This window comes from Paenarthrobacter histidinolovorans (assembly GCF_014647595.1).
GTDB classification, from domain to species: Bacteria; Actinomycetota; Actinomycetes; order Actinomycetales; family Micrococcaceae; genus Arthrobacter; species Arthrobacter histidinolovorans.
In genome coordinates this window covers 173780-194004 of sequence record NZ_BMPM01000003.1, presented here as the reverse complement: position 1 = coordinate 194004, position 20225 = coordinate 173780, and the positions used below count along the sequence as shown (strand labels likewise).

Genomic DNA, 20225 nt, shown 5'->3' with positions numbered 1-20225 from the left:
TCGTCCAACCGGGTCCGTGCGTTCCGGAGCCTAAGCCAGTTTAGTTGAGGTCATGGCACTGCCGCTGTTCGCTGGTGCAGCACCTGCCGTGGCAAACACCGGCGGGGCAACGGGCAGCAACGCTTGTCCGGCAGCAGTGACGTCCGCCGACATTTCCCACACCCGCCGCAGGGCGCAGAACTTCCACCAGTGGTGCTTGAGGACCTCCGGGTTTGCCCGCATGGGCCGTACCTCGGTCTCCCCAATGGCAACAGCCAGCAACATGGGGTTGTCCCCGTACCTCCATGGTTCCCACTCACCCGAGACAGGATCCACCAGGCTCTCCTCTGCCTTCATCCCGGCCGTAAGCTGCATGACAACTTTGTCGTCAAGGGATTTAACGGTTCCGTCCCGCGTAGTGCCCTTGGTCTTGTAATCAATAAGACAAATACGTCCGTTGATTCTGGCCACCAGGTCCAGCGTTCCGGCATAGCCGACTGTCTTGTTCCAGACGGTGATCTCCGGCGCCAGCGGCTCCACCCGGTAAAGTTCCCACCACTCATCAAACCTCGCGGCAAAGGCCTGCTCACCGTTGGCTGCCAATTCCTCCCGGCATTCCTGCATGCGGTGCGGACGTCCCAGCGCCCGCAAAGCCACCTGTTCGCAATATGTATGGACGCGATCACCACGCGCCGCAGCCGCGTCCCGATAAACCTCGGCCGCCTTGGCCGCCTTATTGACTGCCTGCCGCACCTTTGCCGGACTTCCCAGGATCGCCGGGAGCTCAGGGTCCGCCGCCAGGCTGCTCGCGCCCATATAGCTGAACCAACCGTCCAGGGAATGGGCCTGCTGCCCGATCACCGTGGTGATGGACGGCACGGAGAATTGCTCAGTAGTGGAGCGGGCGTACATCCGGCCATAGTCAGTAGCGTGGGCAAGCAGTGGAGCAGTCATATAAAGACTGTGTCATAGAGGACCGACAGAATTCTCCGGCGGAAAGATCATTGCGAGCTGCTCCGGCGTCAGCCGGGCAAGCTTGCCCGCCAGGATCGGCGCCCTTCGGGCAAGCTCCTGGTCCCCTGACTCCCGGGAAACAGGGGGCTCGGATGATTTACTGGCCCGCTCTGCTTTTTCGTCTCCGCGCATGTTGGGAATGTGTTCCATTCACGGGATTCGTGACGCAGAAAACCCGGCCATTCCTGGACCGGGGTAATCCTTGAAGTCGGCCCGGGACATGAAAAACCCCGCCTGGACTGATCAAATCAGTCCAAGCGGGGTTCCCGGTGGTGGGCGATACTGGGTTCGAACCAGTGACCTCTTCGGTGTGAACGAAGCGCGCTACCACTGCGCCAATCGCCCGGGTGCATAGAAAACACTAACGGACCCCGGCCGGATTGCAAAACGGACGCAAGACTCCGGATCAACAGTGAACTACACCGGTGGAATTACAGCGGTGAAACTCCCCCGAATCCCCGTCAACACAAGGATCCAAGGGGCATGGCATGCAAAAGCAAGCAACCGATTTGGAGAATGCCGGAACCTCCTATAGAGTTTTTACTCGTCGGAAAGCGACGGAATGCCTGCAGGGTTGCCCGTCGGAACCGCACTGCGGACGTAGCTCAGCTGGTAGAGCACCACCTTGCCAAGGTGGATGTCGCGAGTTCGAATCTCGTCGTCCGCTCGCAAGGCACTGTCATGGCAAGTATTCCCCGGAATCCTGCTTACACGGTGGGTTGGCCGAGAGGCGAGGCAGCGGCCTGCAAAGCCGTATACACGGGTTCGAATCCCGTACCCACCTCGGTGAAAACCATGTCTTCCAGCTTCCGGCTGGATACATGGGCGATTGGCGCAGCGGTAGCGCGCTTCCCTGACACGGAAGAGGTCACTGGTTCGATCCCAGTATCGCCCACCAGAACAAGGCAACTTGTTTGTTGTTGAACACCAGATTCGCTCTGGCAGGCAACATGTGCGGACGTAGCTCAGCTGGTAGAGCACCACCTTGCCAAGGTGGATGTCGCGAGTTCGAATCTCGTCGTCCGCTCTCCTCATTGCAGGACCCGGCAACGGGCGATTGGCGCAGCGGTAGCGCGCTTCCCTGACACGGAAGAGGTCACTGGTTCGATCCCAGTATCGCCCACCAGAACAAGGCAACTTGTTTGTTGTTGAACACCAGATTCGCTCTGGCAGGCAACATGTGCGGACGTAGCTCAGCTGGTAGAGCACCACCTTGCCAAGGTGGATGTCGCGAGTTCGAATCTCGTCGTCCGCTCCACGAAAAAGCAGCTCCCTGGAGCTGCTTTTTTTATGCCTTCATCCACATGTGACCCAATTCATCATGATAAGTAACCGATACCACTCGGAAGAAGTCGCTTTATCCAATGTGATTCGGCTCGCATAATGTACTGCGAGCTCATCACCGTTCCACGCCTACCGGCAGGAGTACCCCCATGAATGTAAAGACGGCTTCACAGTCCGTCCTGAGGCGCAAGCCAATCGACGATATCGAGGAAGAAAGCAAGCACAGCGGGCTCTTTAAGAGTCTTGGACTTTGGCAGCTGACGGCCATCGGCGTCGGCGGAATTATCGGCGTCGGAATTTTTTCGCTGGCAGGCCTGGTAGCCCACGGCAGCGAGGACACCCCGGGCGTAGGCCCGGCCGTTCTGTTTTCCTTCCTGATCGCCGGACTCGCCTCCGGCGCGGCGGCCCTCTCCTATGCCGAATTTGCCGGCATGATTCCCCGCGCCGGGTCGGCCTATACCTACGGTTACGTTGCACTGGGTGAGATCATCGGCTGGTTCATCGGCTGGGACCTGCTGCTCGAATACATCGCCATCGTGGCGGTGGTAGCCATCGGCATTTCCGGATACTTCGACGCCTTCCTCTCCGGCATCGGCATCCACATGCCAACCTGGATGACGTCCACCGCCGATGAAGGCAAGGGCGGCATCATCAACCTTCCCGCCATCCTTGTCTGCCTTCTGGTGACCTGGATCCTGAGCCGTGGAACCAAGGCATTCGGCCGGTTCGAACTGGTGGCCGTGGCCATCAAGGTCATCCTGATCCTGTTCATCATCGGGCTTGGCATCTTCTACGTGGACACCGGGAACTACAACCCGTTCATGCCCAGTGGCTTCGGACCCGTCGTGGCAGGTGCCGCCACTGTCTTCTTCGCGGTCTTTGGCTACGACGCCATGAGTACTGCGGCGGAGGAAGCCAAGGACGGCAAGAAGCACATGCCCAAGGCCATCATCCTTTCGCTGATCATCGCCATGCTGCTCTATGTCGCCGCCACTCTCGTCCTGACAGGCATGCAGAACTACAAGGACATCAACCCGACCGCCGGCTTCGCCTCGGCGTTCACCGGCGTCGGCCTGCCCGTCATTGCCACCATCATTTCGGTGTTCGCAGTGCTGTCCATCCTTACCGTCATGCTGACCTTCCTCCTCGGCGTCACCCGCGTTTGGTTCTCCATGAGCCGTGACGGACTGCTGCCGGGCTGGTTTGCCAAGACCGACCGCCACGGCACCCCGCAGCGTGTCACCTGGATCGCAGGTATTGCTTCAGCCTTCCTGGCAGGTGTCTTCCCGATCAAGGAAGTTGCGGACCTGACCAACATCGGCATCCTGGCAGCCTTCGTCGTGGTGTGTGTCTCGGTGATCGTCTTCCGCTACACCAAACCGAACGCGCCCCGTACTTTCCGTCTGCCGCTCATGCCGGTTGTTCCCGCCTTCGGTGTGCTGGCATCGGCTTTCCTGATGTTCCAGCTGCACTGGGAAACCTGGGTACGGTTCGGTGTCTGGCTCGTCATCGGCCTGGTGATCTATTTCTCCTATGGCCGCAAGCACTCCCTGATGAACCCGGACAGCCCGCGGCACAAGCTCGCCGACGAACCGGTGGCCTAGCTATCCACAAGCCGCGTTGGAGCTCTTGGCACCTCAGGGAACTGGTGTTAGGGTCGGACGCGGAGGAGCGAACTGGCTCCGGGATGGAAGGGAGGTGCCCGTGGGTTTAATTGACGACCTGAAGGGCAAGGCTCAGGGTCTCATTCAAGGCAACGAAGAAGCCATTCAAAATGGCATCGAAAAGGCCGGAGACTTCGTCGACCAAAAGACAGGCGGCAAGTTCGCAGGTCAGGTCGATGCAGTGCAGAACGCCGCTTCCGATTTCGTGGCCAAGAACGATGGTGAGCCTGATCAGGCTCCCGTCACGGGTGAGCCGACGCAGCCGTAGCTGCCTGAGCCGCCGTACCAGATACGTCAAGGGGGCACCGGTCCCGCCGAGAGGCGCCACCGGTGCCCTTGGCGTTTAACGGCAGGGGCCCGCTCGTCGGGTAATTTTGACTCCATGCCTTCCGCTACCCCGCCGACCACCCGCAGTCGCACCACGAAAGAGACCCTTGCTCCCCAGGTCACCGCAGGCGTTGTTACTGCGTTGGTGGGATTCACATCATCATTCGCTGTGGTCCTTGCTGGACTCAAAGCAGTCGGCGCGGACCAGGGGCAAGCATCCAGCGGCCTCCTGGCATTGACCCTCACTTTTGGCGCCGGCATCCTGTGGTTGTCCTGGCGGACCAAAATGCCTGTGACACTTGCGTGGTCAACTCCCGGCGCGGCGCTCCTTGCCACGGCCGGAATGGTCGACGGCGGGTGGCCGGCGGCCGTGGGGGCCTTTCTGATGGTCGGGGTGCTGATTGTCCTCACGGGATTGATTCCATCGCTCGGGAAGTTGATGGCAAAGATTCCCACGGCCTTGGCCCAGGCCATGCTCGCCGGTGTCCTGCTCCCCTTGTGCCTGGCACCCTTCAAGTCGCTGGGTACGGCGCCGGCGTTGATCGCGCCGGTGCTGCTGTGCTGGATCGTGCTGACGAAATTCGCCCCCCGATGGTCCGTTCCTGCGTCGCTGCTGGTGGCACTGGCGGTAATTGGGATCCACATCGTGTCCTCCGGCGTTCAGATCCCGGCGGAGAGCCTCCTGCCGCGACTGGAGTGGACCACGCCGGTATTCTCCGTGGAAGCTGCCATCGGCTTGGCGCTTCCCCTGTTCGTCGTCACCATGGCGTCGCAAAACATCCCCGGAGTAGCGGTCTTGAAGTCCTTTGGATACACCACTCCGTGGCGGCCTTCCATGCTGGTTACCGGAGCTGGAACCGTCGTCGGCGCTCCGTTCGGAGGCCATGCGATCAACCTGGCAGCGCTGAGCGCGGCACTTGCTGCCGGGGAGGAAGCAGGCAAGGACCACGGCCGGCGCTGGATCGCCGCGTTCGTCTCCGGTTGGGCGTACCTGGTCCTCGCAGCAGCGTCGGCAGCGCTTGTTACCGTTGTCGCGGCAGCGCCCCCGGGGCTCCTGGAGGCCGTCGCCGGCTTGGCGCTGCTGGGCACTTTGGCCGCTTCCATCTCGTCTGCGTTGGCTGTGGCTGAGGAGCGGATACCGGCCTGCATCACTTTCCTGCTGGCGGCCTCAGGAATTGCCTTCGCCGGTGTCGGCGCAGCGTTCTGGGCCCTGGCTGGCGGGATCGTCATCCGCTGGGTGTTGAAGGACCGCGAACCCCGAAAGGCGGCCTGATTCAGGCAGGCTCGTGGTTCTGTGCTTCGCGGGCCAGCGCAGTCAGGCGCGAAACGGCACGGAAGTACTTTTTCATGTATCCACCCGTCATCATTTCTTCGGTGAAGAGCTTGTCGAAGGGAACGCCACTGGCCAGAATGGGCACGTCTTTGTCATAGAGCCGGTCGGCCAACACCACAAAACGGAGCGCGACTGCCTGTTCCGTAATCGTTTCGACGTCGCTCCACACCACGGCCTCCACGCCGGAGATGAGTTGACGGTACCGGCTGGGGTGAACCGCAGCCAGATGGTTGACCAAGGTGCGGAAATCATCCACTGCCACGGTCTTTCCGTCGAACTCAGTCCTCATGCGGTGCTTGAGTTCTTCGGTCTTGAGCGGCGCAGGCGCGGCGGGCAGGCCACGGTGGCGGAAGTCCTCGCCGTCGATCCTCACGACGTCGAATTGGTCCGCCAGGACCTGGATCTCACGCTGGAAGTCGACGGCGGCGAAGCGGCCTTCGCCGAGGGAACCAGGCAGGGTGTTGGACGTGGCAGCAAGCTTCACACCGGCGTCGGCGAGTTCCCGCATGAGGCGGGACATCAGCACGGTGTCGCCTGGATCATCGAGTTCGAATTCGTCGATGCACACCAGTTTGTAGCTGCTGAGCGCTTCAACGGTCTTGCGGAACGACAACGCACCCACCAGGTTGGTGTACTCCACGAACGTTCCAAAAGCCTTGGGGCCTGGAGACCTGTGCCAAAGGGACGCCAAAAGGTGGGTCTTGCCCACGCCGAAGCCGCCGTCGAGGTAGATCCCGGCCCTGGCGGCCGGCGCCTTCTTGGCGAAAAGCTTCTTGAAGAGTCCGGCATCGTTGCCGTTGCCCACGCCATCGGCAAATGCCGACAGGAGTTTCACAGCGTTGGCCTGGCTGGGCTGCGAAGGATCCGGCCTGTAACTGTCGAACGACACCTCTCCGAATCGGGGAGACGGGTAGAAACCCTTGAGGAGTTCCTCCACGGAGACTGCCGGTGTGCGGGCAGCCAGTTGTTCGATCTTTACCACGGTGGTCCGTTCCTTCGGCATTGGGTCCCCAGCAAGAATACCGGCTACGGCCGTCCCATTAACTGACACGTGACCAAGCCCATGTTTCACCGTATGACCACCGGGAAGCAATCCGTGCAGCCCGTGGTTAGTGTTGAAGCAGGCCGGGCCCCCACCTGTACCACCTTCCACGGCCTGGCTCCGTCCGTTGTCAGTGAAAGGCCATCATGTCCTACCCCGTTGAACAGAACGAAAAGTTTGCCTCGTACGCCAACCCTGAACGCCTCGTCTCCACCGAGTGGCTCGCGGCAGCAATTGCCGACGGCGCCGTAGCCGACGGCAAGCTGGTACTGGTTGAATCCGACGAGGACGTCCTGCTGTACGAAACCGGGCACATCCCTGGAGCAGTCAAGATCGACTGGCACACAGACCTGAACGATGAGGTCACCCGGGACTACGTCGATGGTGCGGCCTTTGCCGCCCTCGCCGCTTCCAAGGGCATCTCGCGGGACAGCACCGTGGTGATCTACGGCGACAAATCCAACTGGTGGGCCGCCTACGCCCTGTGGGTTTTCACGTTGTTCGGCCACCAGGATGTCCGCCTCCTGGACGGCGGCCGCGACAAGTGGATCGCCGAAGGCCGCGAACTGACCACGGAGGTCGCCCGGCCCACTGCGGGCGAATACCCGGACGTCGAACGCGACGACGCCCCCATCAGGGCCTTCAAGGAGGACGTCCTGGCGCACCTGGGCAATCCCCTGATCGATGTCCGCTCCCCCGAGGAATACACGGGCCAGCGCACCCACATGCCCGCCTACCCCGAAGAGGGCGCCCTGCGTGGCGGCCACATCCCCACGGCCGCTTCTATTCCGTGGGCCCGTGCCGCCGCCGAAGACGGCACCTACCGCAGCCGGGAAGAACTCGAAGCCCTCTACCTGGGTGAGGCGGGCCTGAAGCCGGGCGACGACGTCGTGGCGTACTGCCGCATCGGCGAGCGGTCCAGCCACACCTGGTTCGCCCTGAAGTACCTCCTGGGCTTTGACACCGTCCGCAACTACGACGGCTCCTGGACTGAGTGGGGCAACGCAGTGCGGGTTCCCATCGTCAAGGGAGCCGAGCGGGGCTCAGTTCCGTCCGCCCTGGTCCACAACTAGAGCCGCTCTCCCGTCACCTTTGTGCGTAAGCTTGAAGAGATGAGTACGAACACTTTGCCCACCGCCCTGGCGGAAATCGTTGACGACTTCCAGGCGTTGACGGAACCAGACCGCCTCCAACTCCTCCTGGAGTTCTCCAGGGGCCTGCCTGAGCTGCCGGAGCGCTTGAAGGACCACCCGGAACTGCTGGAGCAGGTGGTCGAGTGCCAGTCACCGCTGTTCCTGACGATTGAGGCCGAGAAGAACGCCGACGGCGACCGCGCCTACCGCCTCTTCTTCAAAGCGCCACCGGAAGCACCGACTACCCGGGGTTTCGCAGGCGTGCTGCATGAGGGCCTGGACGGGCTGACCGCTGCGGAGATCCTCGCGGTACCGGACGACATGCCCGAGCTCCTGGGGCTGACCCGGGCCATCACTCCCCTGCGGATGCGGGGCATGACGGCAATGCTTGGCCGCATCAAGCGGAAGGTCGCGGCCGCAAGCCGTCTGGAACACTGAAAGGTACCGCCACACGGTATGGCCAGGAAGATGGCTTCACAGGGAACGCCGGCTACTGCAGCACTCACTGCGGCCGGCGTTCCCTTCGTGCTGCACCCCTATGCCCACGATCCCGCCGCCGCCAGCTACGGGCTGGAGGCGGCGGAAGTCCTGGGTATTGACCCCAAGCGGGTCTTCAAGACGCTGATGGTGGAGGTGGAGGGCAAGCTGGCCGTTGCCGTTGTCCCCGTGTCCGGGAACCTCGACCTGAAGGCCGCAGCTGCCGCCCTTGGGTCCAAGAAAGCGTCCATGGCAGATCCCAAGGCCGCTGAACGCCGGACGGGTTATGTACTGGGCGGTATCTCCCCACTGGGCCAACGCCAGCCTTCCCCCACGGTCCTGGACGATTCAGCGCTGGCTTTTGACACCATCCTGGTGTCCGGCGGCCGGCGGGGCCTGGACATAGAACTCGCTCCTGCGGACCTGCTCCGGCTCACCAACGGTGTCACCGGAGCAATCGGCACAGGAAGCAGCTGACGTCAGGCCGTCGACCCCGCAGCAGCAGGACGGTCGGCCTCGCCCGATTGGCCAGGGTTGTTTCGGGGTGCGAGCTGGGTTTGGAGCCATGAACGCACCAACCGCTCCCAACGCTCCGGATCCACGTTCCACTCCTTGGTATGCCGGGCACCGTGGAACGGCTCGAACGTGACCATCTCCGGGTTCTTTTCGGCGAGGCTGGCCGACGGGCCGAAAGGAACGTAGTCGTCGTCAACGCTGTGAATCAGCAACGTTGGAGTGCGCAACTCAACGGCGCGGCTGTCCCAGTCCATGGCTTTGAGGTCCACTGGTGCTGCAAGCCCCGTCAACCTGCGCCCCAAGGGATGGCCCAGCATCAGCTGGCCGTACCGCCCTACGGTGTACGGGATCCTGTTCATTTCGGCGTGGTGGGCCATGACGTCCACCCAATTGATCACCGGAGCATCCAAAACCAGGGCCCTGATGACTTGCCGGTACTTGGAGAGGTCCGCAGTCTGCAGGCTGATCGCACCGCCCATTGACCAGCCGAAAAGCACCACCTCACGCGCGCCGTGATCCAGGGCGTATTCGATGGCAGCCTCTACGTCACGCCATTCCGTGGAACCCAGACCGTAGCGGCCGTCCAGTGCAGAAGGCGCCAGTCCATCATTGCGGTAGGAGATCAGCAAGCTGTCCAGGCCCAGGTCCCGGGCGGTGCGGACTGCCCGGAGTCCTTCAAGGCGGGTGGCTCCCCGGCCATGGACCATGATCGCCCAGACCGGGGCCGGCGTCGAGGCATCGGCGCGGATCAACCACGCGGGCGCCTTGCCGCCGTCGACGTCGATGTCCACGTCCTCGGCGGCAAGCCCGATCGCGGACGGATCCGGATAGGTAGCGCCGCTCCACCACGCCCGGCGTGCTTCTGACAGTTCGCCGCTGTAGACCTCCTCGACTTCCCGGAGGACGGTCTGTTCGGCGGGCGAGTAGGAGACAATCCGGCCTATCCTGGCGTGTCCCTTGCCGCCCGAGAAGAAGAGGCTGAAGACGCCGTCGATGGTGGAGTCGGGGGTGGCAGCAAGGATGACCTGCAGTCCGTTGTCTCCACGGATGACAGCCAGGACTTCCTGGTCCTCGTGCCGCGCGGCAGGAGTGATGACCCGGCGGGCAAAGTAGACGGCGAGCGCAGAGGAACCGGCACCAACAAGTCCGGCGATGGTCCCGCCTGCAAGGAAACCTCCAATGGCCCACTTGGTGCGGGGGGACAGTTTTTTCTCAGCAGCGTCGCTCGCCGGCCTTGTCATTGATGCCATGGTTCCATTTTGCCGTGAGTCTGCGCAGGCTGGTGCAGGCCGGGCCCGCGCGGCGCACGATGCGCCGAATCGGACGCGGAAACCCTGCGGACGCCGTCCCCCGGGACTACGCTGTAGCCATGAGTGATCCCATAGTCATCCTGACTGAAGAGCCCCTTGGCCCCGACGACCGCGTGAACATCGCCAAACTGATCGACGGCGGCGACGCGCCGTTGGTAGTGCTGGTTCCCGCCAATACTGAGCGCCACCTTTTGGTGGACTTCCTCGAGAACCTCTCGTTGCTGGATGTGGCGAAGGCGTTCCGGGAACTGACTGCCCAGTCACCGGATCCCGCGGCTGAACGCGCTGAGGCCGCAGAGACGTTGTCGACCTCCCTGGCAGCCCTGGAGGGATTGGGCAGCGGCGTTGCCGGCGAAATCGTCGACGGCGGTGCTGTCGCCGGCCTGGTGGCCAAGGTCCGCGAGGTGGGCGCGGCGCAGGCGGTGGTCATTACCCGGCCCCATGCCATCTCTGACACGTTCCACACGGACTGGGCAAACAAGGCACAGGATCAGTTGGGGCTACCGGTGCTCCACCTGTACGCGGGTTCGGGATTTATCGGCGACTCGTGAGCGTTGCATAAGACATGAACACTCCTGAAAACATCAGCAACACACCTTCTGTGCCTCTGGAGAAGAGCGATGCCCAGTGGCGCGAGGAGTTGACCCCTGAGGAATACCGCGTGCTTCGGCAGGCAGGTACGGAGCGCCCTTACACGGGAGAGTACTGGGATACGCACACGGAGGGCGTCTACCAGTGCCGGGCCTGTGGCAGCGAGCTGTTCACCAGCAAGGAGAAGTTCGACTCCCACTGCGGGTGGCCGTCCTTCTGGGCGCCGTTGGCCGAAGGTACTGTCAGGTATCTCCATGACCGCACCATGGGCATGGACCGGGTTGAAGTCCGCTGTGCCACCTGCGATTCGCACCTGGGGCACGTTTTCGAGGGCGAAGGCTACGGCACGCCAACGGACCAGCGCTTCTGCATCAACTCCATATCGCTCCGACTGGTGGACCCGGACGATCGCTAAGCGGCTCTGCGACCCCCGGACTGGATCTCAAGGTCCAAGTTCGGGGGCCATGAGCAAGAGTTTCTTATGCTCAGTTCATTCTTGAATTAGCGATGCTATTCGCTTGCTACGCTCGGCCCAGAAGCAACAACAACTTCGGAAAGGGCCGAGCACCATGACCACCACCACAATCGCCACCCTCCCGCGTGTCACCGCCGACAACGCCGAATGGGTAGCCCTCAAAGCCGCTGCCACGTCCCTCCAGGGGTACCAGGAGCAGGACGGATCCATCGCCGATCCCGCTGTCCACGATGAAGCGGCAAAGCTTGTAGCCACCATCACCAAATCCATCGCTGCCCTTGCCCCGGACTTCGAACACGACGCCCAGTACCTGGCGCTGTTGGTGGAGGACTTCAAGCGTTGGGCCGGCAACGGCTTCGGTGTCCCGGACTTCCTGGACTCCCTCCAGGCCTTCCAACCACAGAAGCAGCGCATCGACGGCCTCCAGCACCTGGTGGTCTTCCCCATGTACACCCAGAACGGCAGCACCAACCGTTTGGTCGAGGCCGTACTGATCGAGGTCATCTGGCCGGAATTCATCGCCGGCCTGGAGGCCGGGGAGTACTCGAACAAGCTGTTCGTCCCCATCCGGTTCATCGATTTCACCCCCGGCTATGACACCAACTCCGCAGTACTCTTCCCGGAGACCGTGGCCGTACGCGAGACGCCCACGTTCACGTGGGGTGCCATCTTTGCCGACCGCGAAGCCGCCCGCTTCCGCCGTGTGCTCAAGGCTGCCGCGGAAACAACCTCCCTGGAGCTGCCCGAGGACGCGGCCCAGCTGATCGAGGACCAGGAGCTCACGCAGCGTACCTTCGTCATGTGGGACCTGATCCACGACCGCACCCACATGCGTGGCGATCTTCCGTTTGATCCGTTCATGATCAAGCAGCGCATGCCGTTCTTCCTCTACTCCCTTGAAGAGCTGCGCTGCGACCTGACCGCCTTCCGCGAATCCGTCCTGATCGAGAAGGACGAAAACGCCGATCCCGATGCCCGCAAGCACGCAAAGCTTGTCCAGTACGCAGTGATCTTCGATCGCATCTTCCGCTTCGCCATCACCGGCAACCGCGTACGCAACTACGACGGCCTGGGCGGGCAGCTCCTGTTCGCGTGGATGCACCAGCACCATGTGCTCCACTGGACCGACAGCAAGCTCTCCATTGACTGGGATGACGCAGCTGCGGTTGTGGTCGAACTCGGCGCCAAAATCGAGGAACTATACTGGCGTTCCATTGATCGTCCCAAGGCTGCCCACTGGCTGGCCGCCTATGAACTGATCTCAGGCACCGTGACCCCGCACCCGGCTTCGGTTTGGGCAAAGGGTCCGGACGCCCTGCCCTTGGACGGCGCCCCACGCGGGCTGACCGACCAGGTCCTGGACGATGAATTCCCGCTGTCCATGTTCTACGAAGCCTTGGAGAAGAAGATGCGTCCTGTTATCGAATCCACCACCGGCATCACAGGCGCCACGGCGGCCTGATGTCCCCACTGACAATTTTGGTAACGGGCGGCAGCGGCGCTTCGGGCGTCGCTGCCGCCCGGGCCTTGTCCACCGCCGGCCATCAGGTCCTGACTGTCGGTTCCGACCAGGACCGGATCGAGGCGGCAGCGCGGGAGGCCGGCGACACCGTCACTGCCCTTGTGTGCGATCTCGGCAACCTGGACGCCGTTCGTGGGCTGGCATCAGTGATCGCGGACCGCGGCTTTGGGGGCATCGACGGGGTCATCCACCTCGTCGGTGGTTGGCGCGGGGCCAAGGGCATTGAAGACCAAACGGACGCAGATTGGGAAGTGCTGGAACACAGCGCCATCACCACTCTGCGCAACGTGTCCAGGGTTTTCTACGGCCAGCTCGAGGCCTCGCCCCATGGCCGTTTCGCCATGGTGTCATCAACCGCGGTGGCCACCCCCACGGCGGCAGCGGCCAGTTACGCCGCGGCGAAGGCCGCTGCCGAGGCCTGGACGCTTGCGGTGGCTGACGGCTTTCGGCGCGGGCAGTCCGTCGACGGAGACACCAGCTCACAGCACAGTGCAGCAGTGGTTTTCGTGGTCAAGGCGCTCGTGGACGACGCCATGAGACGTGCACATCCCGAACGGCGGTTCCCTGGACATACCGACGTCGAAGAACTGGCCGCGGCCGCCGTCGGCCTTTTCGATCAACCGGCCTCTATCCTGAACGGCCAGCGGATCCTGCTGGCCAAATAGACTTGAAAGCGTGAATGAACAAGTGACGAGCACAACAGAGGCAATGCCCAGCACGGGCCACATTTCCGAGGCCGGCCAGCTGCACGACCCCGCGGTCAGGGGTTTTGCTTCCGACAACTACTCAGGCGTGCACCCGGAGATTCTTGCAGCGTTGGCGGCCGCCAACGGTGGTCACCAGGTCTCGTACGGCGAGGACGTGTACACGGCCCGGCTGCAGTCAATCCTGGAACAACAGTTCGGCGAAGGCATCGAGACCTTCCCCGTCTTCAACGGCACCGGCGCCAATGTCCTGTCGCTGCAGTCGCTGCTGCCACGTTGGGGGGCGGTGATCTGCGCTTCCACCGCGCACATCAACATGGACGAGAACGGTGCACCGGAGCGTATCGGCGGAATCAAGCTCCTGCAGGTTCCCACCGAGGACGGGAAACTCACCCCGGAGCTCATCGACCGTGAGGCATGGGGCTGGGGCGACGAACACCGCGCACAGCCGCTGGTTGTTTCCATTACCCAGACAACGGAACTGGGCACCTGCTACACGCCGGAAGAAGTTCGTGCCATTGCCGACCACGCCCACTCCAAGGGCATGAAGTTGCACATGGACGGCGCGCGGCTGGCCAACGCTGCGGCTCACCTGGACGTACCCTTGCGTGCATTTACCCGTGACGCCGGAGTGGACATCCTCTCGTTCGGCGGGACCAAGAACGGGCTGCTCTTCGGCGAAGTGGTGGTGGCCCTCAACCCTGAAGCCGCCGACGGCCTGAAGTTCCTGCGCAAGATGAACATGCAGTTGGCTTCGAAGATGCGCTTCATTTCGGCCCAGTTCATTGCACTGCTGGAGGACGGGCTCTGGCTGCGGTCCGCGGCTCACGCCAACGCCATGGCCACCCGCCTGCGCAGCGCCGTTGAAGGGATCGACGGCGTCGAGCCCACCCAGGCGACCCAGTCCAATGGCGTCTTCGCCGTCCTCCCGGAAGGCGTTGCCGACCGCCTGCGGAAGTCCTTCGCTTTCTATGATTGGGATGCCGCCCGGCGCGAGGTCCGGTGGATGTGCTCCTTCGACACCACCGAAGAAGACATCGACACCTTCGTTGCGGCGATCAAGCAGGAACTGGCGTAACGCCGATTCGCCTGTGGCCCGGGGCGGCGAGCCTGCACAGCTTCGCCGCCCCGGACGCATAATCTGCGAGTGTGAACGCCCTCGCACAAGTTCCCCAGGACTTTCTCTTCGCCTTGGGAACGCTACGAAAAGCCCAATGCCGCAGCGAGTTGCGGCTGGACGAAATCCCCGCCCCCGCACGCTTGGCCCCCTACGCAGTGGCCTTGGGCGCTGAAGTCTTCAGCCCCACCGCCGAAACCCGCCAGGTTCCCGTCCACGGACCCGCAGCCAAGGCTTTCGCCAAGAGCCAGGCCAGCAGCCCATCCAGCGAAGACGAAGACGAACTGGCCACCGGCCGCTTCATCCTCCTCTACGATCCGGAAGGCTCGGCAGTGTGGGAAGGCGAGTTCAGGATCGTCACGTATATCCGGGCCCAGATGGATGCCGAAATGGGAAACGACTCCATGCTCGGATCGGTGGCATGGACGTGGCTTGTGGAAGCACTGGAGCACCGCTCAGCCCCCTACAGGGCTGCCGGCGGTACGGCCACCCGCATTCTCTCCGAAAGCTTCGGCACCCTGGCTGAGCGGCCCGACACCATCGACATCGAGCTCCGAGCTTCCTGGACCCCTGCCAGCTCAGACGTCCAGTCGCACCTGGAAGCCTGGTCCGACATGGTGTGCACCTTCGCCGGGCTGCCTCCCCTGCCGCCAGGGGTGACCGGCCTGCCCAACAGGAGGCGCAATTGACTGCCAGGTTCGCCGTGGCACCTGCGCTCCGCAAGGCAAAAGCGCCCCGTTGCGGGACGAATCGGTAAGCTTAAGCCACCATGACCCCTGAAAACCTGGAAAACACCACAGCCGGCGATCCGGTTGCTGATCCCACCACCCACATCAAGGTTGACGGCTTTGACAGCCACGTCCCTGAAGTCATTGATCTCGACACCCCACGAGAGGGTGTCCCCCTGGTCATCGACACACCGGCCGGCCTGGAACGATGCGCAGCTGCAATAGCGGCCGGCACTGGACCTGCCGGCGTCGATGCCGAGCGTGCTTCCGGGTTCCGCTACGGCCAGCGTGCCTTCCTGGTACAGATCCGGCGCGAAGGCGCCGGTACCTGGCTTATCGACCCCGAGCCTTTCGACAACCTGGACATCGTCAATGACGCCCTGCGCGGGGTCGAATGGATCCTGCACGCCGCCACGCAGGACCTGCCCTGCCTGTCGGAGCTTGGCATGTGGCCGGACAAGCTTTTCGACACTGAGCTCGCCGCGAGGCTCGCCGGACTTCCCCGCGTCGGCCTGGCGGCTGTGATCGAGCAACTGCTCGGTTTCGGCCTCGCCAAAGAACACTCTGCCGCGGACTGGTCAACCCGGCCGCTGCCGGAACCCTGGCTGCGGTACGCAGCGCTCGACGTCGAGGTCCTCGCCGAACTGCGCGAAGAACTCATTGAATTGCTCGAGGCCGACGGCAAATTGGAATACGCAGAACAGGAGTTCGCCGGTATCCTCGCCGCCGGTACTCCGGCGCCCAGGGTCGACCCGTGGCGCAAGACTTCCGGCCTCCACCAGATCCGCGACCGCCGCCAACTGGCTGCTGTCCGGGAACTGTGGCAGGAACGCGACCAGCTGGCCCGCAAACGCGACGTCGCGCCAGGCCGGCTCATCCCCGATTCTGCCCTGGTAGCGGCGGCCAAGGCCATGCCAACCACCGTCCCCCAACTTCTGGCCACCAAGGGCTTCCACGGCAGGTCAGCCCAACGGGAAGCTCCGCGCTGGCTGCGCTGCATCACGAACGCCAGGTCAATGACGGACCTGCCTCCCCTGCACCTGCCAACAAACGCTCCACCGCCTCCGCGGGTGTGGGCAGACCGGGACCCGGAAGCAGCTGCACGACTGGCCACGGCGAGGCCGGCGCTCCAGGCCAAGGCCGACGAACTCAACTTGCCCGTAGAGAACCTGCTGACCCCTGACTACCTCAGGCGGATAACGTGGCGGCCGCCAGCGGACCTTTCGTTGGAGTCCGTTTCACAGGAACTGCAGACACTTGGTGCAAGGCAGTGGCAGATCGCCATCGCCGCACCGATCCTGACCGAGTCCTGCTTGAACCCGAATCCGTTGCCGGCCAAGGAATCCAAGGCCAAAGAAGCACAGCAGTCCCAGGACTCTTAGTGCCCACCAGCTTGGTGGCCACCCACGTCGCACCGGCCCGCCGCCCGAACCTATGTTCGTGGCGGCGGGCCTTTTGCGTGGTGCTCGGACGGCGTGAGGCCACTGGCCTTGCACGCTAAGTTACCCACGAGTAACATTGCAGTAATGCCAACCCGGCTCCCGCCCAGCGGGACACGGTGCCATGTCTCAACGAGGAGTAAATACATGAGTCCATCACGCAGTGCTCAGCGGAACGTCCGGGACGTCGTCTTCGTGGACGGTGTCCGTACACCCTTTGGCAAAGCAGGCGAAAAGGGTATCTACGCTGGAACCCGCGCCGATGACCTGGTGGTCAAGTGCATCCGCGAGCTCATGAGGCGAAACCCCTCCCTTCCCGCAGAGCGCGTCGACGAAGTAGCCATCGCCGCCACCACCCAGACCGGAGACCAGGGCCTGACCATCGGCCGCACAGCGGCCCTCTTGGCCGGTCTCCCCCGCTCCGTTCCCGGCTTCGCCATCGACCGCATGTGCGCAGGTGCCATGACCGCGGTAACGACGACGGCGAGCGGCATCGGCTTCGGCGCCTACGACGTCGTCATCGCGGGCGGCGTGGAACACATGGGCAACCACCCCATGGGCGCTGGAGCGGACCCCAACCCGCGCTTCATGTCCGAGCGGCTCGTGGACCCCGCAGCACTGAACATGGGCAACACCGCCGAAAACCTGCACGACCGCTTCCCGGCAATCACCAAGGACCGGACGGACGCTTACGCAGCAGCCTCGCAGGCCAAGCTGGCGGCCGCCTACTCCAACGAGCAGATCCAGCACGACCTCGTACCGGTTGCCACCATGAAACCGGGCCAGGGATGGGCCCTGCACACCACCGACGAACCGCCACGCCCCGGCACCACCGTGGCGGACCTGGCTGAACTGCGCACTCCGTTCCGCGCACACGGTCGGGTGACCGCAGGAAACGCCGCCGGGTTGAACGACGGAGCCACTGCCGCCGTCCTGGCTTCAGCGGAAGCGGCCGAGGAACTCGGTCTGTCCGTCAAAATGCGCCTCGTATCCTACGCTTTCGCCGGCGTCGAGCCCGAAGTCATGGGCATCGGCCCTGTCCCGGCCACGGAAAAGGCGCTGAAGAATGCCGGGCTCGGCATCGAGGACATAGGACTGTTCGAGATCAACGAAGCGTTCGCCGTACAGGTGCTGAGCTTCCTGGACCACTTCGGAATCGCCGACGACGACCCGCGGGTTAACCGCTATGGCGGGGCGATCGCCGTCGGACATCCGCTGGCTTCCTCAGGCGTGAGGCTGATGAACCAGCTCGCGCGCCAGTTCGAAGAGGACCCTTCCGTCCGCTACGGCATCACCACCATGTGCATTGGCCTTGGAATGGGCGCCACGGTCATTTGGGAGAACCCCCATCACGCCGACTACGCATCGTCCACCTCTGAGGACACAACCGCCATTTCCGCCCCCACTGAAGGAGCCGCCGCATGAGCGCCTCAGAATTCCAGAAGCTCGCCGCACTGTTCCCCGACGAGGTCGTCACGCATTCATACGTCCAGGACATCCAGCTCCCCGGCGGGGCGGGAACCTTTGCACTCATCACACTGGACAACGGTTTGGACCATTCAAAACCCACCACGTTGGGCCCCAACACGCTGGTTGAACTCGGCAACGTCCTGGACGGGCTCAAAGAGCGCGCCTCGCGGGGCGAAATTGTGGGTGTCGGCGTCACGGGCAAGCCGTATTTCCTTGTGGCCGGCGCCGACCTCTCGGCTGTGAAGACCCTCAAGGAGCGCGAACATGGTCTCTGGATGGCCCAGCTCGGGCACGCCGTCTACGCGACGCTGGCCGATCTCGGCGTTCCCAGTTTCGCGTTCATCAACGGACTGGCCCTCGGCGGCGGGTTGGAGATCGCCCTGCAGTCCACCTACAGGACCGTCTCCACGGGTGCCGGCGCGCTGGCGCTCCCCGAAGCCTTCATCGGCCTGGTCCCCGGCTGGGGTGGCGTTTACATCCTTCCGCGCCTGATCGGCCCCGAGAACGCGGTCAAGGTTATGATCGAGAACCCGCTGACCAACAACAGGACACTCACCGGGCCGCAGGCTTACGAGCTGGGGATAGCAGATGCTCTCTTTGAGCCCGCAGATTTCGTGGAACAGTCCCTGGCGTGGGCCGCACGTGTCATCGCAGGGGAAGCCACACCGGAGCGAAAGAACGCCGTGAACGCCGCCGACGATGCCGTGGCCGCCCGCTGGGCCGCTGCGGTGGCGGCAGGACGGGCGTTCGTTGAGGCCAAAACCTCCAACGCGTCGCCCGCGCCGGCCAAAGTCCTGGACGTCATGGAAGCCAACAGGACCATGACGCAGCAGGAGTCGGCAGAACTCGAATGCGAAACGCTCGCCGGACTCATGCAGACGGACGAATTCCGTTCCACTGTTTACGCCTTCCTGGACCTGGTGCAGAAGCGCTCCAAGCGCCCTGCCGGCGCCCCGGACCGCAAGCTCGCACGTCCTGTAAGCAAAATCGGCGTAGTGGGTGCTGGACTCATGGCCAGCCAGTTGGCATTGCTGTTCGCGCGGCAACTGAAGGTCCCCGTTGTGATGACGGACATCGACCAGGCGCGAGTGGACAAGGGCGTAGCCTACGTCCACGCGGAAGTGGACAAAATGCTGGCGAAAAAGCGGATCAAGCCCGACGCCGCGAACAGGACCAAGGCCTTGGTCACCGGTTCTGTGTCCAAGGCTGCCTTTGCCGACGCTGATTTCGTGATCGAGGCTGTCTTCGAAGAACTGCACATCAAGAAGCAGGTCTTCGCCGAGGTGGAAGAAATCGTCTCCCCGGAGTGCATTCTGGCGACCAACACTTCCTCGCTGTCCGTGACCGCCATGGCCGAAGATTTGAAGCACCCGGAGCGCCTGGTGGGCTTCCACTTCTTCAACCCGGTGGCTGTCATGCCGCTTCTTGAGATCGTGAAAGCGCCGAAGACCGACGACGCCGTCCTCGCCACGGCGTTCGAACTCGCCAAAGGACTGAAAAAGACCGCGGTGCTGGTCAAGGACGCGGCCGCCTTCGTGGTGAACCGCATCCTGCTTCGCCTCATGGGCGAGGTCATCGCAGCCTTCGACGAAGGAACCCCGGCAGAGGTTGCCGATACCGCACTGCGTCCCATGGGCCTGCCCATGTCGCCGTTCACCCTTAGCGCCATGGTGGGACTTCCGGTGGCACAGCATGTGCAAGAGTCCCTGCACGCAGCATTCGGTGACCGCTTCCCGGTCTCGCAAAACCTGCAGAAGCTGATCGACAACGGAGTGAAATCCCTGTGGGTCCCGGGCCCCGAGGGGAAACCGGTCATTCCCGCCGAGACTCTGGCCATCATGTCATTCGGCAACACGCCGTCCACAGGCGAGGAAGTGCTGCGCCGCACCCAGGATGCCCTGGCCGAAGAAATCGGGCTCATGCTCGAAGAAGGCGTCGTGGCTGGTCCCGAGGATATCGATCTGTGCGTCATCATGGGCGCCGGATGGCCGATGTTCCTGGGCGGAATCACCCCCTACCTGGACCGGGTGGGCGCCTCTGAAAGGGTCAACGGCAAGCGGTTCCTGGCACCGGGAGCAGCTTCAGCCCCGGCCTAGGCCA

The 20225-nt window shown here is 63.3% G+C and carries 18 protein-coding genes and 7 tRNA genes; 21 read left to right on the top strand and 4 right to left on the bottom strand.

Annotation, left to right across the window (positions count from 1 at the left end; genetic code table 11):
• Positions 1–30: 30 nt before the first annotated feature.
• Positions 31–933, bottom strand: coding sequence for a cytochrome (locus IEY62_RS08950; RefSeq protein WP_189016312.1), 903 nt, complete (start codon positions 931–933; stop codon positions 31–33).
• A gap of 330 nt (positions 934–1263) precedes the next feature.
• A tRNA-Val gene (locus IEY62_RS08945) sits at positions 1264–1338 on the bottom strand.
• Between the two features lie 249 nt (positions 1339–1587).
• Between IEY62_RS08945 and IEY62_RS08940 the strand changes: the two genes are divergently transcribed.
• The 9 genes from IEY62_RS08940 (at position 1588) to IEY62_RS08900 (ending at position 5541) form a co-directional block, all read left to right on the top strand.
• Positions 1588–1660, top strand: a tRNA-Gly gene (locus tag IEY62_RS08940).
• Positions 1661–1706: 46 nt separating this feature from the next.
• Positions 1707–1777, top strand: a tRNA-Cys gene (locus IEY62_RS08935).
• A gap of 39 nt (positions 1778–1816) precedes the next feature.
• Positions 1817–1891, top strand: a tRNA-Val gene (locus IEY62_RS08930).
• 56 nt (positions 1892–1947) lie between these two features.
• Positions 1948–2020: transfer RNA gene (locus IEY62_RS08925), tRNA-Gly, on the top strand.
• A gap of 24 nt (positions 2021–2044) precedes the next feature.
• A tRNA-Val gene (locus IEY62_RS08920) sits at positions 2045–2119 on the top strand.
• 56 nt (positions 2120–2175) lie between these two features.
• Positions 2176–2251, top strand: a tRNA-Gly gene (locus IEY62_RS08915).
• A 175-nt stretch (positions 2252–2426) separates the two neighbouring features.
• Positions 2427–3881, top strand: coding sequence for an amino acid permease (locus IEY62_RS08910; protein ID WP_189016309.1), 1455 nt, complete (start codon positions 2427–2429; stop codon positions 3879–3881).
• A gap of 94 nt (positions 3882–3975) precedes the next feature.
• On the top strand, positions 3976–4209 hold the full coding sequence (locus IEY62_RS08905; RefSeq protein ID WP_189016306.1) for an antitoxin: 234 nt from the start codon (positions 3976–3978) through the stop codon (positions 4207–4209).
• Positions 4210–4323: 114 nt separating this feature from the next.
• Complete coding sequence (locus tag IEY62_RS08900; protein WP_189016303.1) at positions 4324–5541, top strand: benzoate/H(+) symporter BenE family transporter; 1218 nt, start codon at positions 4324–4326, stop codon at positions 5539–5541.
• A 1-nt stretch (position 5542) separates the two neighbouring features.
• On the opposite strand, the gene zapE is transcribed toward IEY62_RS08900, so the two are convergent.
• Positions 5543–6583: a cell division protein ZapE gene (gene zapE, locus IEY62_RS08895; protein WP_189017238.1), complete on the bottom strand. Its 1041-nt coding sequence runs from the start codon at positions 6581–6583 to the stop codon at positions 5543–5545.
• A 206-nt stretch (positions 6584–6789) separates the two neighbouring features.
• Here zapE and IEY62_RS08890 point away from each other — a divergent pair, with 206 nt between their 5' ends.
• Genes IEY62_RS08890 through ybaK form a run of 3 tightly spaced genes read left to right on the top strand, consistent with a single transcriptional unit; the run spans position 6790 to position 8730 of the window.
• Positions 6790–7716, top strand: coding sequence for a sulfurtransferase (locus IEY62_RS08890; protein ID WP_189016284.1), 927 nt, complete (start codon positions 6790–6792; stop codon positions 7714–7716).
• Positions 7717–7755: 39 nt separating this feature from the next.
• On the top strand, positions 7756–8214 hold the full coding sequence (locus tag IEY62_RS08885) for a SufE family protein (RefSeq protein WP_189016281.1): 459 nt from the start codon (positions 7756–7758) through the stop codon (positions 8212–8214).
• Positions 8215–8232: 18 nt separating this feature from the next.
• Complete coding sequence (ybaK, locus tag IEY62_RS08880) at positions 8233–8730, top strand: Cys-tRNA(Pro) deacylase (RefSeq protein WP_189016250.1); 498 nt, start codon at positions 8233–8235, stop codon at positions 8728–8730.
• A 2-nt stretch (positions 8731–8732) separates the two neighbouring features.
• Here ybaK and IEY62_RS08875 read toward each other — a convergent pair whose 3' ends face one another.
• Positions 8733–10019 carry an alpha/beta hydrolase family protein gene (locus tag IEY62_RS08875; protein ID WP_189016235.1) on the bottom strand — a complete coding sequence of 429 codons (1287 nt, stop codon included), beginning with the start codon at positions 10017–10019 and terminating at the stop codon, positions 8733–8735.
• A gap of 119 nt (positions 10020–10138) precedes the next feature.
• Between IEY62_RS08875 and IEY62_RS08870 the strand changes: the two genes are divergently transcribed.
• The 9 genes from IEY62_RS08870 (at position 10139) to IEY62_RS08830 (ending at position 20221) form a co-directional block, all read left to right on the top strand.
• The gene (locus tag IEY62_RS08870) at positions 10139–10630 is read left to right on the top strand and encodes a hypothetical protein (protein ID WP_189016232.1); all 492 of its coding nucleotides are present in this window, start codon (positions 10139–10141) and stop codon (positions 10628–10630) included.
• 14 nt (positions 10631–10644) lie between these two features.
• Complete coding sequence (gene msrB / locus IEY62_RS08865) at positions 10645–11085, top strand: peptide-methionine (R)-S-oxide reductase MsrB (protein WP_189016229.1); 441 nt, start codon at positions 10645–10647, stop codon at positions 11083–11085.
• Between the two features lie 154 nt (positions 11086–11239).
• Entirely contained in the window at positions 11240–12607 is a 1368-nt protein-coding gene (locus IEY62_RS08860; protein ID WP_189016226.1) for a DUF6421 family protein, read from the top strand.
• Positions 12607–13332 carry an SDR family oxidoreductase gene (locus IEY62_RS08855; RefSeq protein ID WP_189016223.1) on the top strand — a complete coding sequence of 242 codons (726 nt, stop codon included), beginning with the start codon at positions 12607–12609 and terminating at the stop codon, positions 13330–13332. The genes IEY62_RS08860 and IEY62_RS08855 overlap by 1 nt, the downstream gene beginning before the upstream one ends.
• Positions 13333–13375: 43 nt before the next feature.
• Positions 13376–14449, top strand: a complete 1074-nt coding sequence (locus IEY62_RS08850; protein ID WP_189017234.1) for a threonine aldolase family protein — start codon at positions 13376–13378, stop codon at positions 14447–14449.
• Positions 14450–14520: 71 nt separating this feature from the next.
• Positions 14521–15177, top strand: a complete 657-nt coding sequence (locus IEY62_RS08845; RefSeq protein ID WP_189016220.1) for a DUF3000 domain-containing protein — start codon at positions 14521–14523, stop codon at positions 15175–15177.
• 80 nt (positions 15178–15257) lie between these two features.
• Positions 15258–16598: an HRDC domain-containing protein gene (locus IEY62_RS08840; RefSeq protein ID WP_189016217.1), complete on the top strand. Its 1341-nt coding sequence runs from the start codon at positions 15258–15260 to the stop codon at positions 16596–16598.
• Positions 16599–16802: 204 nt separating this feature from the next.
• Positions 16803–18080, top strand: coding sequence for a thiolase family protein (locus IEY62_RS08835; protein ID WP_189016214.1), 1278 nt, complete (start codon positions 16803–16805; stop codon positions 18078–18080).
• On the top strand, positions 18077–20221 hold the full coding sequence (locus IEY62_RS08830; RefSeq protein WP_189016211.1) for a 3-hydroxyacyl-CoA dehydrogenase NAD-binding domain-containing protein: 2145 nt from the start codon (positions 18077–18079) through the stop codon (positions 20219–20221). The genes IEY62_RS08835 and IEY62_RS08830 overlap by 4 nt, the downstream gene beginning before the upstream one ends.
• Positions 20222–20225: the final 4 nt, after the last annotated feature.